Annotated in this window: 17 protein-coding genes and 1 pseudogene; 1 reads left to right on the forward strand and 17 read right to left on the reverse strand. The window is 54.2% G+C overall.

What is annotated here, in order from left to right; translation table 11 throughout:
• Nucleotides 1–24 precede the first annotated feature (24 nt).
• Nucleotides 25–1230 (forward strand): MFS transporter, encoded by a 1206-nt coding sequence (locus tag ACFQI7_RS02255; RefSeq protein WP_218096778.1) that lies wholly within the window; start codon nt 25–27, stop codon nt 1228–1230.
• A gap of 141 nt (nt 1231–1371) precedes the next feature.
• Here the strand turns inward: ACFQI7_RS02255 and ACFQI7_RS02260 are convergent.
• The 17 genes and pseudogenes from ACFQI7_RS02260 to ACFQI7_RS02340 form a co-directional block, all read right to left on the reverse strand.
• Nucleotides 1372–1727 (reverse strand): annotated as a pseudogene (locus ACFQI7_RS02260) (ABC transporter substrate-binding protein); the annotation flags it as partial.
• Between the two features lie 83 nt (nt 1728–1810).
• The gene (locus ACFQI7_RS02265) at nt 1811–3319 is read right to left on the reverse strand and encodes an MDR family MFS transporter (RefSeq protein ID WP_218096993.1); all 1509 of its coding nucleotides are present in this window, start codon (nt 3317–3319) and stop codon (nt 1811–1813) included.
• 245 nt (nt 3320–3564) lie between these two features.
• Nucleotides 3565–4962, reverse strand: a complete 1398-nt coding sequence (locus ACFQI7_RS02270) for a sulfatase family protein (protein ID WP_218096779.1) — start codon at nt 4960–4962, stop codon at nt 3565–3567.
• A gap of 48 nt (nt 4963–5010) precedes the next feature.
• A complete protein-coding gene (locus tag ACFQI7_RS02275) occupies nt 5011–5811 on the reverse strand; it encodes a sugar phosphate isomerase/epimerase family protein (protein ID WP_218096780.1) in 801 nt (266 codons plus the stop codon).
• Nucleotides 5812–5848: 37 nt separating this feature from the next.
• Nucleotides 5849–6838 (reverse strand): Gfo/Idh/MocA family protein, encoded by a 990-nt coding sequence (locus tag ACFQI7_RS02280; RefSeq protein ID WP_218096781.1) that lies wholly within the window; start codon nt 6836–6838, stop codon nt 5849–5851.
• 149 nt (nt 6839–6987) lie between these two features.
• A complete protein-coding gene (locus ACFQI7_RS02285; protein WP_218096782.1) occupies nt 6988–8943 on the reverse strand; it encodes an ABC transporter substrate-binding protein in 1956 nt (651 codons plus the stop codon).
• A gap of 14 nt (nt 8944–8957) precedes the next feature.
• The gene (locus ACFQI7_RS02290; protein WP_218096783.1) at nt 8958–9887 is read right to left on the reverse strand and encodes a helix-turn-helix domain-containing protein; all 930 of its coding nucleotides are present in this window, start codon (nt 9885–9887) and stop codon (nt 8958–8960) included.
• 103 nt (nt 9888–9990) lie between these two features.
• Nucleotides 9991–10815, reverse strand: coding sequence for a sugar phosphate isomerase/epimerase family protein (locus ACFQI7_RS02295; RefSeq protein ID WP_218096784.1), 825 nt, complete (start codon nt 10813–10815; stop codon nt 9991–9993).
• A complete protein-coding gene (locus tag ACFQI7_RS02300; RefSeq protein ID WP_218096785.1) occupies nt 10815–11291 on the reverse strand; it encodes a hypothetical protein in 477 nt (158 codons plus the stop codon). Before ACFQI7_RS02300 ends, ACFQI7_RS02295 begins: the two co-directional genes overlap by 1 nt.
• On the reverse strand, nt 11266–11670 hold the full coding sequence (locus tag ACFQI7_RS02305) for a hypothetical protein (protein WP_218096786.1): 405 nt from the start codon (nt 11668–11670) through the stop codon (nt 11266–11268). Before ACFQI7_RS02305 ends, ACFQI7_RS02300 begins: the two co-directional genes overlap by 26 nt.
• Nucleotides 11667–12686 carry an ABC transporter ATP-binding protein gene (locus ACFQI7_RS02310; RefSeq protein WP_218096787.1) on the reverse strand — a complete coding sequence of 340 codons (1020 nt, stop codon included), beginning with the start codon at nt 12684–12686 and terminating at the stop codon, nt 11667–11669. The genes ACFQI7_RS02305 and ACFQI7_RS02310 overlap by 4 nt, the downstream gene beginning before the upstream one ends.
• Nucleotides 12673–13734 (reverse strand): ABC transporter ATP-binding protein, encoded by a 1062-nt coding sequence (locus tag ACFQI7_RS02315; RefSeq protein ID WP_218096788.1) that lies wholly within the window; start codon nt 13732–13734, stop codon nt 12673–12675. The genes ACFQI7_RS02310 and ACFQI7_RS02315 overlap by 14 nt, the downstream gene beginning before the upstream one ends.
• Before the next feature lie 17 nt (nt 13735–13751).
• Entirely contained in the window at nt 13752–14906 is a 1155-nt protein-coding gene (locus tag ACFQI7_RS02320; RefSeq protein WP_218096789.1) for an ABC transporter permease, read from the reverse strand.
• Nucleotides 14903–15901: an ABC transporter permease gene (locus ACFQI7_RS02325; RefSeq protein WP_218096790.1), complete on the reverse strand. Its 999-nt coding sequence runs from the start codon at nt 15899–15901 to the stop codon at nt 14903–14905. The genes ACFQI7_RS02320 and ACFQI7_RS02325 overlap by 4 nt, the downstream gene beginning before the upstream one ends.
• Nucleotides 15902–16024: 123 nt before the next feature.
• The gene (locus tag ACFQI7_RS02330) at nt 16025–17971 is read right to left on the reverse strand and encodes an ABC transporter substrate-binding protein (protein ID WP_218096791.1); all 1947 of its coding nucleotides are present in this window, start codon (nt 17969–17971) and stop codon (nt 16025–16027) included.
• Between the two features lie 237 nt (nt 17972–18208).
• On the reverse strand, nt 18209–18967 hold the full coding sequence (locus ACFQI7_RS02335; RefSeq protein ID WP_218096792.1) for a DeoR/GlpR family DNA-binding transcription regulator: 759 nt from the start codon (nt 18965–18967) through the stop codon (nt 18209–18211).
• Between the two features lie 98 nt (nt 18968–19065).
• Entirely contained in the window at nt 19066–19440 is a 375-nt protein-coding gene (locus ACFQI7_RS02340; RefSeq protein WP_218096793.1) for a sensory rhodopsin transducer, read from the reverse strand.
• Between the last annotated feature and the right edge of the window lie 180 nt (nt 19441–19620).

Consider the following 19620-nt stretch of genomic DNA (forward strand, 5'->3'; position numbering starts at 1 on the left):
AGTGGAGAAAGGAGCGCATGCAACATGTCAAATGCGTGGAAAATTTATATGCTGGCGGTTGTCAGCTTCTTGGTTGGAACGTCGGAATACATCATTGCCGGAATACTGGATAAAGTGGCTATAGATATCGGTGTGTCGGTTTCGGCCGCAGGTCAGCTCATTACTGTATTTTCGCTCGCCTACGCGTTCGGGACTCCGATTCTTATGGCCCTAACGGCCCGCATGGAGCGGCGCAAGCTGCTGCTCTATGCTTTGGGCTTATTCGCCATCGGCAACGGAGCAGCCCTTGCGCTCCCGGGATTTGAATATCTGATTGCCTCGCGAATCGTCCTTGCGATCAGCACCGGCGTATTCGTCGTTACCGCGCTCACCGTCGCTTCCAAACTGGCGGCTCCCGAGAAGCAAGGCAGTGCCATCGCGACGCTTGTCATGGGCTTTAGCACCTCGCTCATCGTCGGCGTTCCGATCGGAAGAGTCGTTGCTTCCATGTATGATTGGAAGCTGATCTTCGGCGGGATCGGTTTGCTTGGCATCGTCGCCATGGTCGCGATTGCCTTCACGATTCCGCGGACGGACGGTGAAGAGCCGGTGCCGCTGCGCGATCAATTGGCTCTGCTGAAACAGCCGAATATTATTATAGCGCTGCTCGTGACGTTCTTCTGGATTGGCGGATATGCCATCGCCTATACTTACATTTCTCCGTTTCTCCTTACGGTTACGGGAATGAGCGAACAAGGCGTGAGCGCCAGCTTGTTCGCCTTCGGCATCGCGAGCTTGCTCGGTTCGAAATTAGGCGGCTTCGGTACGGACAAATGGGGCGTGCCCCGCACACTGATCGGCGGCATGCTGCTTCATGCCGCAGCGCTGGTAGTGCTGTCGCTGTGCGCCAAATCCCCAGCCGCCATGATCCCGCTGCTTATGATCTGGGCGTTCTCCGCCTGGTCGTCTGGTCCTACTCAGCAGTATTACTTAATTACGCTAGCTCCGGCCGCATCCGGCATTATGCTGAGCTTGAATACCTCGGTCCTGCAGCTTGCGATGGCTGCCGGCGCAGGAATCGGCGGCGTTGTCGTGGAACAGTCGTCGCTGTCGTCGATAACCTGGATCGGCGCGGCCGGCGTTGCCGTTGCCGCAGGCACGGCAGCCGTATCGTTCCGGCTGTCCCGCTCCCGCTCCCAATCCGACATTCACGCGGCGGAACGGCGGCGATTGCGCAAGGCCAGCGCTTGAAGTGAATTGAACATCCGCACGAAAAACGCAGGGCGCTCAACGGCCCTGCGTTTTTCGTTGTATTGTATATTGTTTTTCCTTCGATCCGTTCACCGCAAGCTGGAATTCGGCGACCCTATATAGGAGTCGCTTGATTGTCAATTATTTGGAAAACAGCTTTTCTGCATGGTCTAGCAACATTTTATTGCCCATTGCCGAGTAATCCAGCCACGGCTGATCGGGAATCGGGTATATATGGTTCGCTTTCACCGCTTTCAAGCCTTGCCAGATCGGGCTGGATTGCAGCTGCGCATACAATTTTTTGGCGCCGTCCTCATTGTTGACGACGATGAAAATCGCATCGGCATCGTAATCGGGCAGCACTTCTTGCGAAATGACGTCGAACGATTTAACTTTACTGATCTTCTCAACCCCTTGGCCGGATTAAGTCCCAAATCTTCAAACAGCATCGGTCCCATCGGCCGTCTAAAACCGAACACCCTCAGCTCTTTAGCCGTTGCAACGCCTCATTATGCTGACTTACCGGGTCTGCATAAATATGAGCAGCCCCCCCCCATCCCATTGAATAACGCCTGCAAGCTTAACTGTTCGCTTGAGCGGCTTCCGTCCGATCGGAAGACAGCACCTCGTTTTTCAAAAACCAGCAAATGAAAAATGCCGCGACCACGAACACGAGCGAAATCGAGAACATGCTCTGGAACGCTTGCGCGAAAACAAGCTTCACTTGCGTGACCAGTTCCGATGGCAGTCCCAGCGGAATGCCGCCGGTTTCCACATGATCCAGCGTTCCGGGCGGAAGCTGCTCGTTCAAATCGGCAACTCCGCTTCTGATGCGATTGGATAACAGACTGCCGAATACGCTCAAGCCGATCGTCGCCCCGAGCGATTGAATTAACTGCACCGTAGACAATGCGATGCCGCTATCCTTCTTGTCGACCGATTCTTGAACGATCAGATTGTCTCCGCCGAACAAGGCGCCTAGCCCGATACCGAGAATCAGGAAGCTGGCGACGATGTACACGACACTCGTATCGACGTGAATCCGCGACAGCAGCAAAAAACCGACAACCGGAAGCGTGAACGAGACGATGAACAATTTGCGGTACGCGATCCGCGTAATCAAAAATCCGTTCAATACGCTGGCCGGGATCGCTCCCGCCATAAAAGCCAGCGTCAGATAGCCGGAAGCTGTCGGCGTCAGGTCCATGACGTTCTGGGCGTAAAACGGAAACGCCGCAATGACTCCCATAATGCCCAGCATCAGCGTGAATACCAACACGGAAAGTACGACGACATTCCGGTTTCGGAATAAATGTAGCGGTATGATCGGTTCCTTCGCTTTCGACTCGATCCGAATCAACAGGGCGAACAATACGCAAGACAGCACCAGCAGCGCGATAATAACGGGAGATGTCCAAGCGTAACCTTGATTGTCAACGAGCACCGGCGCCAATAGCAGCGATAATAAGGCAAGTACAAGCGTCGATGCCCCTGCCCAATCGATCGATCGTTTCTCTTCACCTATCGATTCCCGCATGCCTATGGAGAGCACGGCCGCGGCGACAAGGCCTACAGGGATATTGATCAAAAACACCCAGTGCCAATTGACATGGCCGACAAGATAACCGCCAACCGTCGGTCCGAGCAGTTGAGGAATGATCATCATCGGGCCGAACAAGCTTTGGATTTTGGCCCGCTGCTCCAGCGGGTACGTCTCACCGATAATGACAAGCGCGAGCGGCATCAGCCCGCCAGCGCCAATCCCTTGTATTCCGCGGCCGATCAATAGAACCGTCATCGACGGAGCCAGACCGCTGACGATCGAACCGGCGATGAATAGTGCCATGCAGCTCAAATAAACGCGTTTGCGCCCGTACAAATCGGCCAGCTTGCCGAGAATCGGCATGAACATCGTCACGGCAAGCATGTACACGCCGGCAACCCAGCCATACAAGGGCAAGCCGTGCAGCTCGCGAATGATTGTCGGCATCGCCGTCGATACGATCGTTTCGTCGAGCTCCGCGAAGATGATGCCGATCAGGAGGCCGGTAAGGACGAGCGCTTTGTTGTTTTCTTTGTTAATTGTAATTCACCTCAAATCAATGGATGTGCCCGTGCGGGCATCAAGAGAGTACTACGGCAATATGAACTGAAATTAAACAGCGCTGCATTACATATCTAAGATCCCACAGGATATTTCCCATTTCAAAGGAAAAAATATTTATAATCGACCTCTCCTCCGCTACTGGCATAATTTTCTTGGCAGAAACGCAAAAAAAATAGAGCTGCATCAGCCCTATTTTTCATCTGAATATTCAACTCGGTAATCCGCTACTATTTGACTTCTGCTTTGCCTGCCTTCGCCTGGAGCGATTGCGCCGTTTTCGGCGAGCCGATATACATCGAGTCATAAGCTTGCTGCGACGATTGGAACGGTCCGCCGCCTTTGCCGTGCCAGTCCAAATTCGTATACATCGGGTTGGTGCGGCCCGTATCGGCTTCCCTCTTCGCGATGTGCGCCTGCAGTCTCGATTCCAGCAAGGCCACGATTTCCGGCTCTTCTTCCGCTACGTTGTGCAGCTCCTGCGGATCCTTGATCAGATTGTACAGCTCGATCTCCGGCTTGAAGTGAAAATCCGGCTCCAGCGCATGAATCAGCTTCCACTCCGGCGTGCGCCATCCATGCTTGCGCATCCAGGTACACTCCGTAATATAAAATTCCGGTTCGCGAGTCCGTTCTTTCCCTTCGAGCAGCGGCAGCAGGCTGCGTCCGTCGAAAGCGATATCCGTCTTGATTTCGAGCAAATCCAGGATCGTCGGCATAATGTCTTTTATTTGGCTGTAGTCGGAATAACGCTTTCCTTCCGGCACTTTGCCTGGATATTTAAGGATCAGCGGCACGACGAGATTCGTCTCATACAGGCCGTGATGATCGTAATAGCATTCATGTTCGTTCAACGTTTCCCCGTGATCCGAAGTGATGATAATGAGCGTTTCTTCCTCGATGCCAAGCGCCTCGACGGTCGTCAGTATATTTTGAATGCATGCATCCATATAGGCAATCGCGCCGTCATACTGGGCGTCGATATAGTCCGAATCCGTGCATCCTTCCGGGAACCACGAAGCGAAATAATCGCGGAACGGCTTGAATTCGTACAGTCCTTTTAACGACTCGTTGTCCGGACTGCATTCGTTTCCGTCATAAAACATTCTTTCGTACGGCCGTGGCGGCAAATAAGGCGAGTGCGGGTCCATATGGCGCAGGAACAGGAAGAAAGGCTGATCCTCCTGCGCAAGCCGCTTCAGCTCCGGGATCGCGACGGCGTTGAGATTTTCCGCCTTGGGGCTGCGGCCGGTTTCATTGGGTCCCCACCCTTCAAAGTTCATATACTTCTGAAATCCACGGGAGGACGGATTGCCTGTAAAGCCGATGCATGTCGTATTGTATCCGTTATCGCCCAGCACCTCGGACAGCGTCGCAACGTGGTTGCCGAGCGGACCTTTATGCCGCAGCGCAACGACATCCGATCCGAAGCAGTCCATTCCCGTCAGCATGGAAGCGTATCCCGGCGTGGTCGGCACGCTCGGGCTGAAATGGTTCTCGAACAGCGCTCCGCCCTGCGCGAGCTTGTCGATATGCGGTGTCGTCAGGCGTTGGTAACCGTAGGCGCTCATATGATCTCGACGCAAACTGTCGATGCCGAATAGCAGCAGGTTCGGTTTCTTTTTCATCGTCATTGCCCTTTCTGTACCGGATTTCGGGAATTCGTTCCGTTCGTATTATCTTGCGCCGAGCGCTTTGAGGCACGCATTCAAATAGCCGTAGCTTTCGGCGGCCACGATGGATACCTCGGCCAGCGAATGGCCTTTCGCTCCGATAACTTCGAGGCAGACCGGACCGTCATAACCGCCGTCGACCATTGCTTTGCAATAAGCCGCCAGATCGATGTCGCCGCGTCCGCATGCCTGATTGGCGATAGAACCGGGCCCCGAAGTTCTGCCTTTGCAATCCCGGATATGGATATGCTTCACGCGCTGCAGCACTTGCGGGAGCGCCTCTTCGGGGTTCTCGTTGCCGCGGTAAATATGGCTCGGGTCCATATCGATCCCGAATGCGGCATATGCGATCTCCTGCATGGCGCGAAGCGTTGTCGGCGTATTGTAGATCGCGTTCCCCACGTGCGCCTTGACGCAGAGCGTCACGCCATATCCTTCCGCCTTCTCGGACAATCTGGCAAGCTTCTCGATGGATGCTTGCAGATCCTCCTCCACGCCCGATTTGCCCCCTGGCCCGACGTTGATGACGGGGATGCCGATTTCGGCTCCTGCTTCAAAAGCGCGGAGCAGCCGTGTTTCGTCCAACGAAGCGACTTCCATTGATAAAAACTGCACGCCGTGATCGCTTACAATTTGCCTGAACTCCGCCGCCTGCTTTTCCCATTCGTCGAGCACCAGATGCTCGCACATCCCTTTGATCGCCGATACTTCCACCCCGTCATAGCCGCTTAATGCGATATGCTTGACGGCCGTAGCGAAATCAAATTCTTTGAACAGTACCGTATTCACGCCCAGCTTTATCATATTTCCCCTCCGTTGCCCGCTTGTTTTACCGCCAGTTCTACAGCTCGACAATCGCACCGGTTTCCCAGGATTGAATCGCCGCTTCAATAATCATCTGCACTTTCAGCGCATCTTCGCCCGACCCGTTGATTTGATCATATGCGGCGCCCGCTTCAAGCTGGTTCACCCAATCGCCGATGCGGCTCTTGAACGTTTCCGGGAACGACCGCATCCCGCCGAGGTAGTTGTACGTTTCCGTCTCGATGCTGTTTCTCGGGTAGAACGTCAAATGCTCGCACGCATCCTCCAGGACGAAACGTCCTTTCGATCCGACCACTTCGCACAGCTCAAGCCCATAGCTTTTGCCCGCATCGTAGCTGCCGACCAAATTGCCGATGGCGCCGTTCTCAAACTGCAAAAGCACCTGCGTATTCGACCAGATCGTGCGGCCTTCGCCTTTCATCATAAAAGCGGCCACTTTCTTCACATCACCGCAAAAATAACGGATGACGTCGAAGGAATGGGGATGCAGCGCGCGCAGATGGAACCATGGGGAAGTTTCAACCGGGTTGTTGATCCACATCCGCATGTTGATCATGTGCAATTGGCCGAGCCGCCCGCTCGACACCCATTCTTTGGCACGCAGCGCCGCAGGCGTGAACCGATGGTTCAAGTTCACCGCGTACGGAATTTTTTTGCTTCGCGCAAGCTCCACCATTTGCTTGCCTTCCTCGACCCGATTGGAGATCGGCTTCTCGCCGAGTACGGGAATGCCCGCTTCGAGCAGTTCCATCGTCGGTGCGAAATGCTCGCCGCCGTTCTCCTCCCCCTTGGTACATACGCTAACCGCATCTAGTCGTATGCCGCTCTCCAGCATTTCCCGCACGCTGTAGAAAGCTCTTGCGCCGAATTTTTCTGCAGCCGCATCGGCTTTCTGCTTAATAATGTCGCATACTGCGACCAGCTCCGTCTTTGGATTCTCCTTATAGACGGATGCGTGCGTGCTGCCGATGTTGCCGACGCCGACAACGCCAACCTGTAGTGTCATCCTTGCTCTCCTCCTTTGATTGAAACCGCTTAATATATTCGAATGAGCTTTTGCATTCCGCATGCATTTATTGTAGCAACCTCACCCGCCCGTCTCATGGCCTATTGCGCTAAGTTGATAGCGTATTCGGACATCTTCTTCCTCGCATCTTATTTCTTGAAGAACCATTGTTCCCCGGCAAAATTATAAGCGATGCCCCAACCCTTATCGGAGAAATTGCCGATGCGCGAATTGACGGCGACCGGCAGCACGACGTCCTCCGCATGAACGAAGTACCACAGATTCCACCCCAGATTGGCTCTGATTTCATCGCGTTTCTTCTCCGCCTGCTGCAGTGAGACTTCGCGCAATTCGAAGATCGACTGCAAATACGCCTTCGCCTCGGGCGGCGGTTCTTCCCCTTCCTTGCCCCCCGTATTCCACCACCGGTCCCAAAGCGGCGCCCATATGTTTTGCCCCCATTCCTGACGCGACCATTGTACGGGACCCGGTGTGAACATAACAGTCGCCATCAGCTCGTTGGCTTTGTTGCGCGTGTCCCATAAGGCGGAATCGATCTGCTTCATCGTCACGTCGAGCCCCAGCAGACGCCATTGCTCGGTCACGACCTGGCCTAATTTGATAAAATCCTGATTGCTGGACGAGATTTCAAACGGGATCGCGAATTTTTTGCCGTCGGGACCGACCCGGAAGCCGTCCGCGCCTTTCGTCATGCCCATGTCGTCGAGAATCCGGTTCGCTTCCTTCAGATCGAACGTCGTATCCTGAATCGGCGAAGGCTTTGCCATGCCGAAAAAGACGGAATCGACGATTTCCTTTTTATTAAGCGCCAGATTCAATGCTTTGCGGAATCTTACATCCTGCACTACCTTGCGCCAAGCCGGGTCCTTATATGTCAAATTCAAATGAATGTCGTTCGCCGTCCGGTGCAGTTTGGTCAAATATAGCGTATATCCGCCTTTCTTTTCTTGTTCCTTGAGCAGCGGCAGCTTGGGGATCGTCACATATTCGTACGAATGATCGATTTCCCCGGACATGATCTTCAAGATAACCATTTCCACATTTTGCACAAGACTGCTTCGCAGCTTATCGATATAAGGCAGCTGCTGCCCGGCCGCATCGACCTTGAAATAATACGGGTTGCGCTCAAACTCGATCGTGTCGCCCGCTTTCACCTGCATATATGGAGAAAGCACAGGAAAGCCGACGGCTTGCGGATGGGTAATCTCCGTATTGATGATATCCTTCAGGTTGAACAGCTTCGCCCAATCGCCCGATGGAAAGCCTGCTTCCTTGATCAGCGGCTCAAGCTTTTCCGGCGGCGTGTATTTCGCATGGAACTGCTTCAAATAATGTTTCGGCTTCAGCAAATCGTTATAGCCTCTCCAGCCCTGAACCGCAAGCTGCATCAAAAATCCGCCGTACGGCTTGTCGAAGCTGATTTTGAACGTATAATCGTCGATCACTTCAAATGCCATCGGCGCCCCTGCAGAATCGGCGGCGCTTTTCAGCCACGGAGGTAAACCGCCCGGCGTCAACTCTTCGCTTAACAGCACGTCCTCGACGGCAAACTTCACGTCCTCCGTCGTGACCGGCTGGCCGTCCGACCATTTCAAACCTTCCCTCATGCGGAAGGTGAACTGTTTCTGATCATCAGACACTTGGTAACTTTTCAATACGTTGCCGGTCACTTCGCTGCCGAGAAGTCCCGGGGTATTGACGAGCGGCTCGTTCTCGATAATGAATACCGTATTGTCCGTATTCACATCCGTTCTAGCCGTTCGCAGCGTCCCGCCGTAGCTTCCGATCTGATACGTAAGCAGCTCCGGCGGCATCTCGTTGGTCAGCTTCGGCTCTTTCGGCAGCCGCTCCGCAATGTCCGGCAGTCCTTTGCCATCGAGAAGGGGCGATTGCTTAAGCCCCTTCTCCGTAATGACGGGAGGTGTGGCCGCGGGAGCGGAGCCTGTCGTCGCGTCCTTTTCAGGAACCGGCTGTTCGGAAGTTCGCTCGGCCGGCTCGCGACAACCTGTCAACGTCGCGCCCGCCAGCAGCACGAACAGCGTTGCGATGGTAATGCCTCTTTTCATCCGTCCGGTTCCCTCCACTTCCAGCTCCCCCTCTACGTCTGACTGAGATGGCCGGTCGCTCTCGTCGCAATGTGGTGCTCGCGGTATTTGCCGGGCGAACAGCCGACGAGCCGTTGGAATAACCGGCTGAAAAAAGCGGGGTCGTCATATCCGACTCTCCCGGCAATCGTAATTACTTTCTCATCGGTTTCCTCCAGTAAATATTTCGCTTTTTCGACGCGGATTTGATGCGCCGCCTCGATGACGGTCAGGCCCGTTTCTTTCTTGAAAATGCGATTCACCTGACGCGTGCTGACGTTGAACAACTCGCAAATGGACGGTACCGATACTTTTTTGTCACAATATCTTTCCAGGTATCCGCTGATGCGCCGGACGATGAGCTGGTGATCGCTTTCGCGCTGCGGCTTTTGCCGGTTCAAAGCATACAGCTGCCCGTAATAACGCGAGAGCAAAATGAGCAGCTCCACCAATTGAATGCGGATTAGCGTCGAATAACCGGATTGCCGCCGGTCCGTTTCCTGAATCATGCCTTCGAGCAGGGCAAGCGTTCGCGACGCATCCTGTCCGCGCAAATTCAAACGGTGATGGAACCGTTCGCTTTTATCCAAAAACGGGTGCACGTAAAAGTAATCCATCGATTGGGAAATGCCCAGCTCCCGCAGCCAGCTTTCCTGAATCAATTCCGGCAGGAACAGGCAGTTAATAATTTCAAGCCGCTTGCCCGGCTCAATCCGGTAGGCGTGAACTTCATCGGGATTGATGATGAATACGTCCCCTGCGCGAATGTTGTAGCATTCCCCTTCGAACACGTGTTCCGCTTCCCCGCAAACGATATAGACGAGTTCGATAAAATCATGCCTATGCGCGGAAGGGGTGTTCGCATGGTCGTGAAAGAAGCGATGTATCCAAAAAGGAAACGCCGCTTCCTTCATAAATTGGCTGCTCGTTAATTTGAATTCCACCGGAATCGCCTCATTCCAACCGTAAGTTTGAACCGGAAGTTCGTCTTCCGTTCTTTCAAGAAATGTACTTTCGTATCGTACGAATGGATTTTCATTGTTGCGGTTATGAGCTTTTCTTGTCAGCTTCCAGCACGCGGTCGCGTATTTCGCAAAAATTATCGGCGGTCACGTATTCCAATATAAACGGAACGCCTTCGGTGTATTGGTGATACAGCTTCAGAAACAACGGCCAATCGATATCCCCGTCACCGACCGCCCGACCGTACGCGTCGTTCACTTTGCGGTCTTTTCCATGGAAATAAGCAATATGCGGCGCCAAATAGCGGTACATGTCTTCCTCCGAGCTGTTGGCGATCAGGTTAGCGGGATCGAGCAGCACGCGCACCCGGTCCGAGCCGACCTCCTTGATGAAATCGGCGGTCCGCTTCGCGCTCGGTACGACATCAAGCACGCAAGGCTCCAGTGCCACGTGAACGTCGTACTGCTCCGCCATGGCCGCCAGCCGCTTGAAGCTGTCCACCAAGCGCTGGTAAGCCGACTCATATTTGTCCGCATGAACGCCACGCGCCCCTTTTACAAAGCCGCATTCCGTCGCGACGTAAGGAATTTGATTGAGGGAAGCGATCTGCATATGCCGTTCGAAGTACGCAAGGTTCTGCTCCCACTCTTCATCGTCCGGCTCAAGCAAATTCGTGAATACACCAAGCGAGGGCACCGAAATGCCCCGGCTTCGGTACGTACCCACAATCTCCTTACTTCGTTCGTCGGTCAGCTCCGACAAGTCGGATCGCCCGTTGTATACCCAGTAGTTCGAATCGGTCTGGGAAAAACAAAGCTCCGTCCATGCAAACCCGTTCGATGCGATCAGCTCGGCCGCCTCTTGATTCGTAAGCTGCCGAAAGCTGCGCGAAACGACGCCAACATCCATCACAACCGCTCCTTCCCGTGATTCCGTTTCGTTTCTTTTCCGGATAAGTAGAGTCCGAAGTACAACAACGCGGCCCCTGCTATCCCTTCCGCTCCGGCAATAGTGAATTGCAGGCTCGTATACCTTATTATACCAATTGCCGGCGGAATTAGGTGGGATAAAAAGAGCAATACCGCCTGAATGCCGGTCATTATCGAAACCATGCTCCACATGGCTTGACGTTCGGCGCGCTTCACGTAGTCATGCTGGACATACAAGACAAACGCCAGCCATATCATCCCGAGCAGCAAAAAACTGAATTGATCGATCGCCTGCCATGACCAGCGGCTGATCGAGCTGTTCGATACAATCGTCATCAGCATTTCCCGCAGAACAATCCAGTTGAGCAGCCCTAACGCCCCTGTAAAGGCGCTTAGCAAGTAAGCGAGGATGGCGGATAACCGTCTCTTACTACTGCGATCCGGCAGGCTGTTCATGGCGGCGGCCTTCCCCCCATTGCGATCGGATGCGTGACAGGTCGGCAAGCAGTGTCTGACGTGTTTCTTCATCCTCCACCAGTCTTGTTGTTCTCACATAACCGATGAGCCGATCAAGCTTGCGTATGGATTTCCGGGCTTCCTTCCTGTCCGCTGGGGCCGTCGAACCATCCGAGCGGCCTGCCAGGTTGGCAGCCGCACCGCCGTAAGAGGAAGACCATTGCTCAGGCACCCGCTCCGTACGAATGATTTGTTCCAACAGCTCGTGCTTCGACCCGACATACGCTTTCATAAGCCGGGTCATGAGCCAGCTCGTGGCGGCCATGATAGCAAACAGTGAGAGCAGCGTAGCGGCAATAATAACGACGATCGCCGTCATTGCGAATGCACCCCTTGCAGCTCAAGCTCCCCGGCCAAATGGCACGCCACATAATGATCTTTACCCACTTCCGTCCATTCCGGCGCTTTTTGCTTGCAGATGTCTTTGGCGTATTTGCAGCGCGGGTGGAAATAACAGCCGGACGGCGGGTTGGCCGGATTGGCCACCTCCCCCTCCAAAATAATGCGCTTTGATTTGGCCCTCGGATCAGGCAAGGGCTTTGCCGAAAGAAGCGCCTCCGTGTATGGATGCTTCGGTGTATTGAACAACGCTTCGGTCTCGGCCATCTCCACCATTTTGCCGACATACATCACACCGACCCGGTCGGAAATATGCTGGATGACGCCCAAATCATGCGAAATGAACAAGTAGCTTAAATTCAACTGTTCCTGCAAGTCCTGAAGCAAGTTCAATATTTGCGCCTGCACCGATACGTCGAGCGCCGATACCGCTTCGTCGCATACGATGAACCTCGGATTGGTCGCCAGAGCGCGGGCGATGCCGATCCGCTGACGCTGCCCTCCGCTGAACGCATGCGGGTACCGTTCCAGATGCCTGCTGTTCAGTCCGACCAGCTCCATTAACCGCTTCACCCGCTCCCGCAGCTCATCCCCTTTGGCGATGCCGTTGCAAAGAAGCGGCTCGCCGATAATGTTCAGCACCGTCATGCGCGGATTCAAGGAAGAGTACGGATCCTGGAATATAAGCTGCATATCTCTTCGGATGGCGCGCAGCTGCTTCGGATCGAGCCCTGTCAGCTCCACGTGATTCCCTTTCCGGTCTTTGAACAGCGCGGAGCCTTCCGACGGCTCGATCGCGCGCAGTATGCATCGCCCGAGCGTCGTCTTGCCGCAGCCGGATTCGCCTACAAGCCCCAGCGTCTCCCCTTCATTGATATAGAAATGAATATCGTCCACCGCTTTGACGTGACCTACCGTTCGCTTCAGAAACCCTTTCTTGACCGGAAAATATTTTTTGAGCGACGTCACTTCCAGAATGCGGCTATTGTTCTCCATGCAAGCCTCCCACCCCTGCCGGCGCTTTTGTTTCGACGAGCAGACATCGTACGTAATGGCCTTTCTTCACTTCGACGAGCGGCACGTCTTCCCTATTGCACAAGCCATCCTGCGCCCGTTTGCAGCGGGAATAAAAGCCGCACCCTTTCGGCAAGTTCATCGGGTACGGCACCGTGCCTTCGATGGAATCCAGCCGCGCATTGCGCTTCGCGACAGACGGGATCGAGTGCAGCAGCGCCTGCGTATACGGATGCAGCGCACCGTAGAATAGCGAATCCACGTCCGTGTACTCCACCACTTTCCCCAAATACATGACCGCCACCTCATCCGACATTTCGGCAATGACACCGAGGTCGTGCGTAATGAAAATGACGGAGGTGCCGATCGTCCGCTTCAGATCGTTGATGAGCTGCAGCACCTGGGCTTGCACCGTCACATCGAGCGCCGTCGTCGGTTCGTCTGCGATCAGGATGGACGGACTGCAGGAAAGCGCCATAGCGATCATCGCCCGCTGCCGCATCCCGCCGGACAGCTGGTGCGGGTATTCGCCGAACCGCTGCTCGGGGTTAGACATGCCGACCTTCCGCAGCGTGTCGATGGCCGTCCGTTTCGCTTCCTCCTTATCCTTCGTGCGGTGGAGCAAAATCGCTTCCATGATCTGATTGCCGATCGTGTGAATCGGGGAAAATGCCTTCATCGGCTCCTGGAAGATCATGCTGATCTCTCCACCGCGAATCGAGCGGATATCGGCGCCTTCCGGTTCCATGCGTGCCAGATCGACGATTTCGGTCTTGCCCTGCTTTCGGCGGCGCAGCTTAATTTCGCCTTCCACGGCAGCCGTCTTCGGCACAATTCGCAAAATCGATTGCGAGGTGACGCTTTTCCCGGAGCCGCTCTCGCCGACGATGCCGAGCGTTTTTCCCGCTTTGATCTTCAGGTCCACGCCGTCCACCGCTTTTAGCAGCCCTTCGTCGAGACGAAAGTACGTCCGCAGGTTATTAACTTCGAGGATAACGTCGTCATGGCCGTTCCCTTGTTCATGAACCATCCGTGGTTGCCCCCTCTCTACTTGTAAGGATCGGCCGCATCCCGCAATCCGTCGCCGAGAAAATTGAACATTAACACGGTGACGACGATAAAGGCGGCCGGCCACAGCAGCCAAGGGTGATGAGCCAATGTCTCCAAATTTTGCGCCGATTGCAGCAGTACGCCCCAGCTCACGACCGGCGGCTGCAAGCCGAGGCCGAGAAAGCTGAGCGACGTCTCCCCGAGAATGGTGGCCGGGATCGAAAGGGTGACGTTGACGATAATATAGCTGGCAAACGAAGGCAGCAGATGTTTGTTGATGATCCGCATGTCGCTCGCTCCGGCAAGCCTAGCCGCCATCGTAAAATCCTCTTCGCGCAGCGAAAGCATTTTCCCCCGGACGACGCGGGCAAGTCCGGTCCAGCCGATAATCGACATGATTAGAATCATCCCGAAATAAATTTGCAGCGGCGTCCAGTCTTTGGGCAGTGCGGCGGCGAGCGCCATCCAAAGCGGAATCGTAGGCTTGGAGATCAAAAGATCGATCAACCGCTGAATGATCGTATCGGTGATTCCTCCCAAATAACCGGAGAGACCGCCGAGCAACAGCCCCAAAATCAGCGTGAATACAATGCCGATCAACCCGAAGGAAAGCGAGATGCGCGCGCCGTACAATATGCGCGTGAACAAATCCCGGCCGAGGTCGTCCGTCCCCATCAGGAACAGCGGACCTTTCGGGTCGTTCAGACCGAACAGATGAACGTTCGTTTCAAACAATCCCCAAAATTTATACGTCTCCCCCCGTACGAACAGGTGGATCGGAAATTTCGTCGACGGGTCCTCCTGAAACGTTCTCCGGAACGTTTCTTTGTCGACCTGCTGCTTCATGTCATAAACGAAGGGGCGCAGGCTGAACCCGGTTTCCTGATCGACGAAGCGGATTTTCGAAGGCGGCGCGTTTTTGTACTCGGTAAACCGTTCGAGTGGAAGCGAGGGCGCGAGAAACTCGCAGAACAGCGCCATCAAATAGAGCAGGATCAGCACGACCCCGGCGACCATCGCCATTTTGTGCTTTTTAAACTTCCACCACATCAGCTGCCACTGGGAAGCGACCTCGTATTGATCGGCGTTCGCATTTTCCGGCTTCTGTCGCCGCTTGAGACCGCTTCTTAACTTTTGCAAGATCGCGCTCATTCCTGCACCCCTCCAAACCGGATCCGCGGATCGACAATCGCGAGCAGTATATCCGAGAGCAGTGTACCGATGACGGTCAAGACACTCAAGATGAGCAGGAAGCTTCCCGCCAGATACATGTCCTGAAACATTAATGCTTTGAGCAGGATCGGGCCGGTCGTCGGCATATTCAGGACAATGGAGACGATGGCTTCGCCGGAAATGATGCTCGGCAGCGTCCAGCCGATCGTGCTGATCAGCGGATTGATCGCCATCCGCACCGGATATTTAAACAGCAGCTTGCGTTCCTCCACCCCTTTGGCCCGGGCCGTAATGACGTACTGCTTTTGCAGCTCGTCGAGCAGCATTCCGCGGGTCACGCGAATCAGTCCGGCCGTTCCCGACATCCCGATGACGACGATCGGCAGCCATATGCGCTGCAGCATATTGACGATTTTGTCCCAGCTCCAAGCCGCATCTTGAAATTCAGGAGAGAATAGTCCGGTTATGGAAAGCCCGGTATTTACGAACACCGCGTATACCAATATGAGCGCGATAAGGAAACCGGGTACCGCGAGGCCAATAAAGCCGATAAACGTAAACACGTAATCCAGAATCGAGTATTGATGCGTAGCCGAATAAATGCCGATCGGAATCGCGACGACCCACACGAAAATGAGTGTCAAAACGGAAATGACCATCGTCAGTCCGAGCCGTTCGCCGATCACCTGCGAAACGGGCAAATTCCACTGGAACGACCGCCCCAAATCGCCGTGCAAAATAATGTTTTTGATCCAAATGAAATACTGCACATACATCGGCTGGTCCAAACCGTACTGCTGCTTCAGGCTGATGATCGTGGAGGCGTCGACCTTCGTCCCCGAAAGTTCCAGCTGCTGAATATACGTTGTCAGAAAATCACCGGGCGGTAGCTGGATAATGACGAATACGATGATGCTTATGGCGATCAAAAGCGGGATTAACTGGAGCACCCGGTGCCCGATAAAATGTAACATGCTGCGCTCATCCCCTTTATGCCGGTTCGGCCCCGGGCAAAAAATCCCAGGCGGCGGCCCAACCTGTGAGCCGCTGCCTGAGATCCTGCCTGTTGCCGGATGACGGCTATTCCCGTTTCCGGGTCATTTTTTGAAGAAGAACTGCTCGCCGCTGAAGTTGGCCGCAATGGCAAACCCTTTCTCCGGAATGTTGCCGAGCTTCGCATTCACGATTAGCGGCTGCTTCACATTTTCGATGTGCACGAAATACCAGTAGTTTTTACCCATTTCTTTTTTCACGTCTTCAATCGCTTTGATCGCCTCAGCCGGAGGACTGGTGGACACTTTATCCACCAAGTCGTAAAATTTCTTAACGTCGGCCGGCGGCTCTTCGCCTTGCTTGCCGCCCGTATCAAGCCACAATCTCCACAATCTGCCCCAGAAGTTTTGACCCCAATCGGCCATATACCACAGCGGCGTATGCGTCCAGATCATCGTCGCCTGCAGCTCGTTGGCATCCCGGCGCGAGCCCCACAGCGTCTGGTCGATCGTCTTCATCGTTACATCGATACCGAGCTTCTTCCAAAACTCGACCACAAGCTGGGTCAGCGGCACGATATCCGGCGCCTGGGCTCCGATTTCGAAGGCGATGCTGAACTTTTTGCCGTCAGGCGCAAGGCGGAATCCGTCGGCGCCTTTCTTCATTCCCATTTCGTCGAGCAGCTTGTTGGCCTCATTCACGTTATAGGTGGGATCTTCCATTTTCCCCGGTTCGGCAAACCCGTAGTAGATCGTATCGATAATTTCTTTGCGGTCGAGTCCTAGACTTAGCGCTTTCCGGAAACGAACGTCCTGTACGACTTTGCGCCATGTCGGATCGTTGTACGTTTCGTTCAGGAAAATATCCGTCGGTGTGACGTGCATATCCGACAGGAGCGTCCGGTAACCGCCTTTCTTCTCGTTCTCCTTGTACAACGGCATTTTGATCAGTGCCGCCGATTCGCGCGAGAAATCCACTTCGCCGGCGATCGTTTTCATCGTAACCATTTCAATGTTTTGCACGAGCGCACTTTGAATCTTGTCGATGTAAGGTAACTGGTTGCCCTTGGCGTCCACTTTGAAATAATACGGATTTCTTTCGTAATCCGTCGTCGAATCGGACCGTTTCACCATCATCCAGGGATACAGGACTGGAAATCCGATTGCTTCGGGTTTGGTCAGCTCGCGGCTTGTAACGTCTTTATCGTTAAACATTTTCACCCAATCGTCCGGCCCGTATTGGCCTTCCTTCAGCTTCGCTTCGAGCTGCTTCGGATCAGCGTATTTTTTATGGAACGGTTTTAGAAAATGCGCCGGTTTGAGAATATAATCGCTATAGCCGCGCCAGCTTTCGATCGCGAGGCGAATCGGGAAGCCGCCGTATGGCTGATCGAACGAAATCTGGAACGTGTACTCATCGACCACCTTAAACTTCGGCGGCGCCCCATCCGCTTTGCCGCCCGCTCTCAGCCACGCGGGAAATACCGGGGTCAGCTCCTCGTTAAACAAAATGTCTTCAATCGAGAACTTGACGTCTTCGGAAGTAACCGGCTTCCCGTCCGACCACTTGAGCCCCTTCCTCATGATGAACGTAAACTCTTTGCTGTCCGCGCTCGCTTTGTAATCTTTCAGCACATTGCCTGTAATTTCTTTGCCGAGAATGCCCGGCGTGTTGAGCAGCGGCTCGTTACTCATGACGAACACGTCCGCATCCCACCCGATCACCGAAGTCACGGTGCGCAGCGTGCCGCCGTACGTGCCGATTTCCGTTTTCAGCATATCGGCAGGCATTTCGTTGGCGACTTTCGGTTCATCAGGCAGACGATCTTTCAGCGCAGGCAATCCTTTCCCATCGAGCATCGGCGATTGCTTCAGCTCCATGCCTCCGCTGCCGCCTCCTCCCCCGCCGGTCGGCGGTGCGGCCGTGTTTTCCTTTGTGTCCGTTTTCGTGGGTTCTTTTGCGGGCTGGGCTGCCGGTCCGCCGAAACATCCGCTCAAGGTCGCGGAAATCAGGAGACCTGTTACCGTCATACACCAAAACGACCTTTTCATCGAATCCCTCCAGTTTCATTTGACTGCGATAGCTGTAAGCGCTTCATTTTGTTGCTCTAGCTTACGACGCGATTTCCGAAAAAATAACTATTTCTTTTTGGATTTCGCGATTTATTTCCACAGTCCCACAAAACCAAAAGGGATGCCGCAAACTTCAACAAAAAAACGGAGAAAGAACAAAAAAAGCATCCCATGTCTGCACATTTCCGATGCTTTTTCGTATCCGTGACTTGAGCACTATACAAGCTTGACCGAGAAGTCCCTACTTTTCAGTTGTTGTAATAGGGCTGTATCGATTTTGGAGTCTGTGATGATTTCCTCCACTTCTTTCAGCGGCGCCAGCATTTCTAGCGCTCTGGTGCCGAATTTGCTGTGGTCGGCGAGCAAGTATCGATGATCGGATATCGACATCATGCGCCGCTTGATCATCGCATTCGATTCGCTGGATTCGCGTAAGCCTAATTCGACATCAATGCCTTTGCAGGAGAAAAACAGCTTGTTCACATGATACTCCTTAAGCATTCGCTCCGCCGCCGGCCCGACAAAGGACAGCGATGCCGGGGACAGCGTGCCCCCGGTAGATATGACCCGAATCCGGGTCCTGTCCGCCAGTTCAACGGCTACCTTGATCGCGTTGGTCAGCACGGTCAATCGCATGTCAGGCAGCAGCCGCGCCATTTGCCAAGCGGTCGTGCTGGCGTCAAGAAGGATCGTGTCGCCCTCCACCACCCTTTGCACCGCTTCTCTAGCGATCGCGATCTTTTCCTGCATGTAGCTGATTTCCCGTTCGGAGAACGGCGCTTCGCGTTCATAGTGCCTAATGCCTACCGCGCCGCCGTGGGTGCGCACGAGTCTCCCTTCCGCCTCAAGCCTCTCCAGGTCGCGGCGAATCGTCTCCTCCGTCACCTGGAACAAACGGGCCAGCTCCGTCACCCTGACGCTTCCCTCTTGATCAAGAACATTCACGATTTCACGATGCCGCTCCGCAACCAGCATGAACATAGCCTCCCCAACGTTTCAGTGTCTCTATATGATACCGGCTGCCAGCAATGCCCGAAGCACGCCGATCGGGCCGTCCGAAATGAATGCGCGGCTTAGCGTGCAGGATACCCCATAACGGACATCAGCGCATTTTCCGCCTGGGTCGCATCCAGTCGGCTGTACTGCACGATAACGGGAATATTGCTTTCCACTTCCATCGCATAAGGAACGCCGGCCGGGATGCGCCGGCCGTCTTGCTCAAGCAGGCTGGTGCGGATATGAAACGTTCGGCGGGCCGATACGGAAGCTTCCAGCTTCTCGAGCGGAGGCTGATCCTCGAAATAAACCGTAATTTGCAGCTTGGCTTCCTCTTCGCTGCAGTTGAGTACGCAGATCGATTCGTGACTGGTAAGAGAGCCTGAGCTTTGCGGCGGAATATATCCGTCCGGAATAAACCATAACGTGTGACCTTTTGCCGAATTTCCCATTTCGTATCCTCCCTATTTGTTTGTTCGGTACATGCCGCCCTGTCCATAATCAACACCTTTGTTGTAAGCGCTGTCAAATAATGCAATCCGATATCCGAATGAATGTATTGTTCCCGAATCTCAGCGGATTTGTTTCCCAATCGTTTCGATTGTACTGCAATATATGCCCGTTTATTTTTG

Source organism: Paenibacillus allorhizosphaerae, from assembly GCF_042659105.1.
Lineage (GTDB): Bacteria > Bacillota > Bacilli > Paenibacillales > NBRC-103111 > Paenibacillus_G > Paenibacillus_G allorhizosphaerae.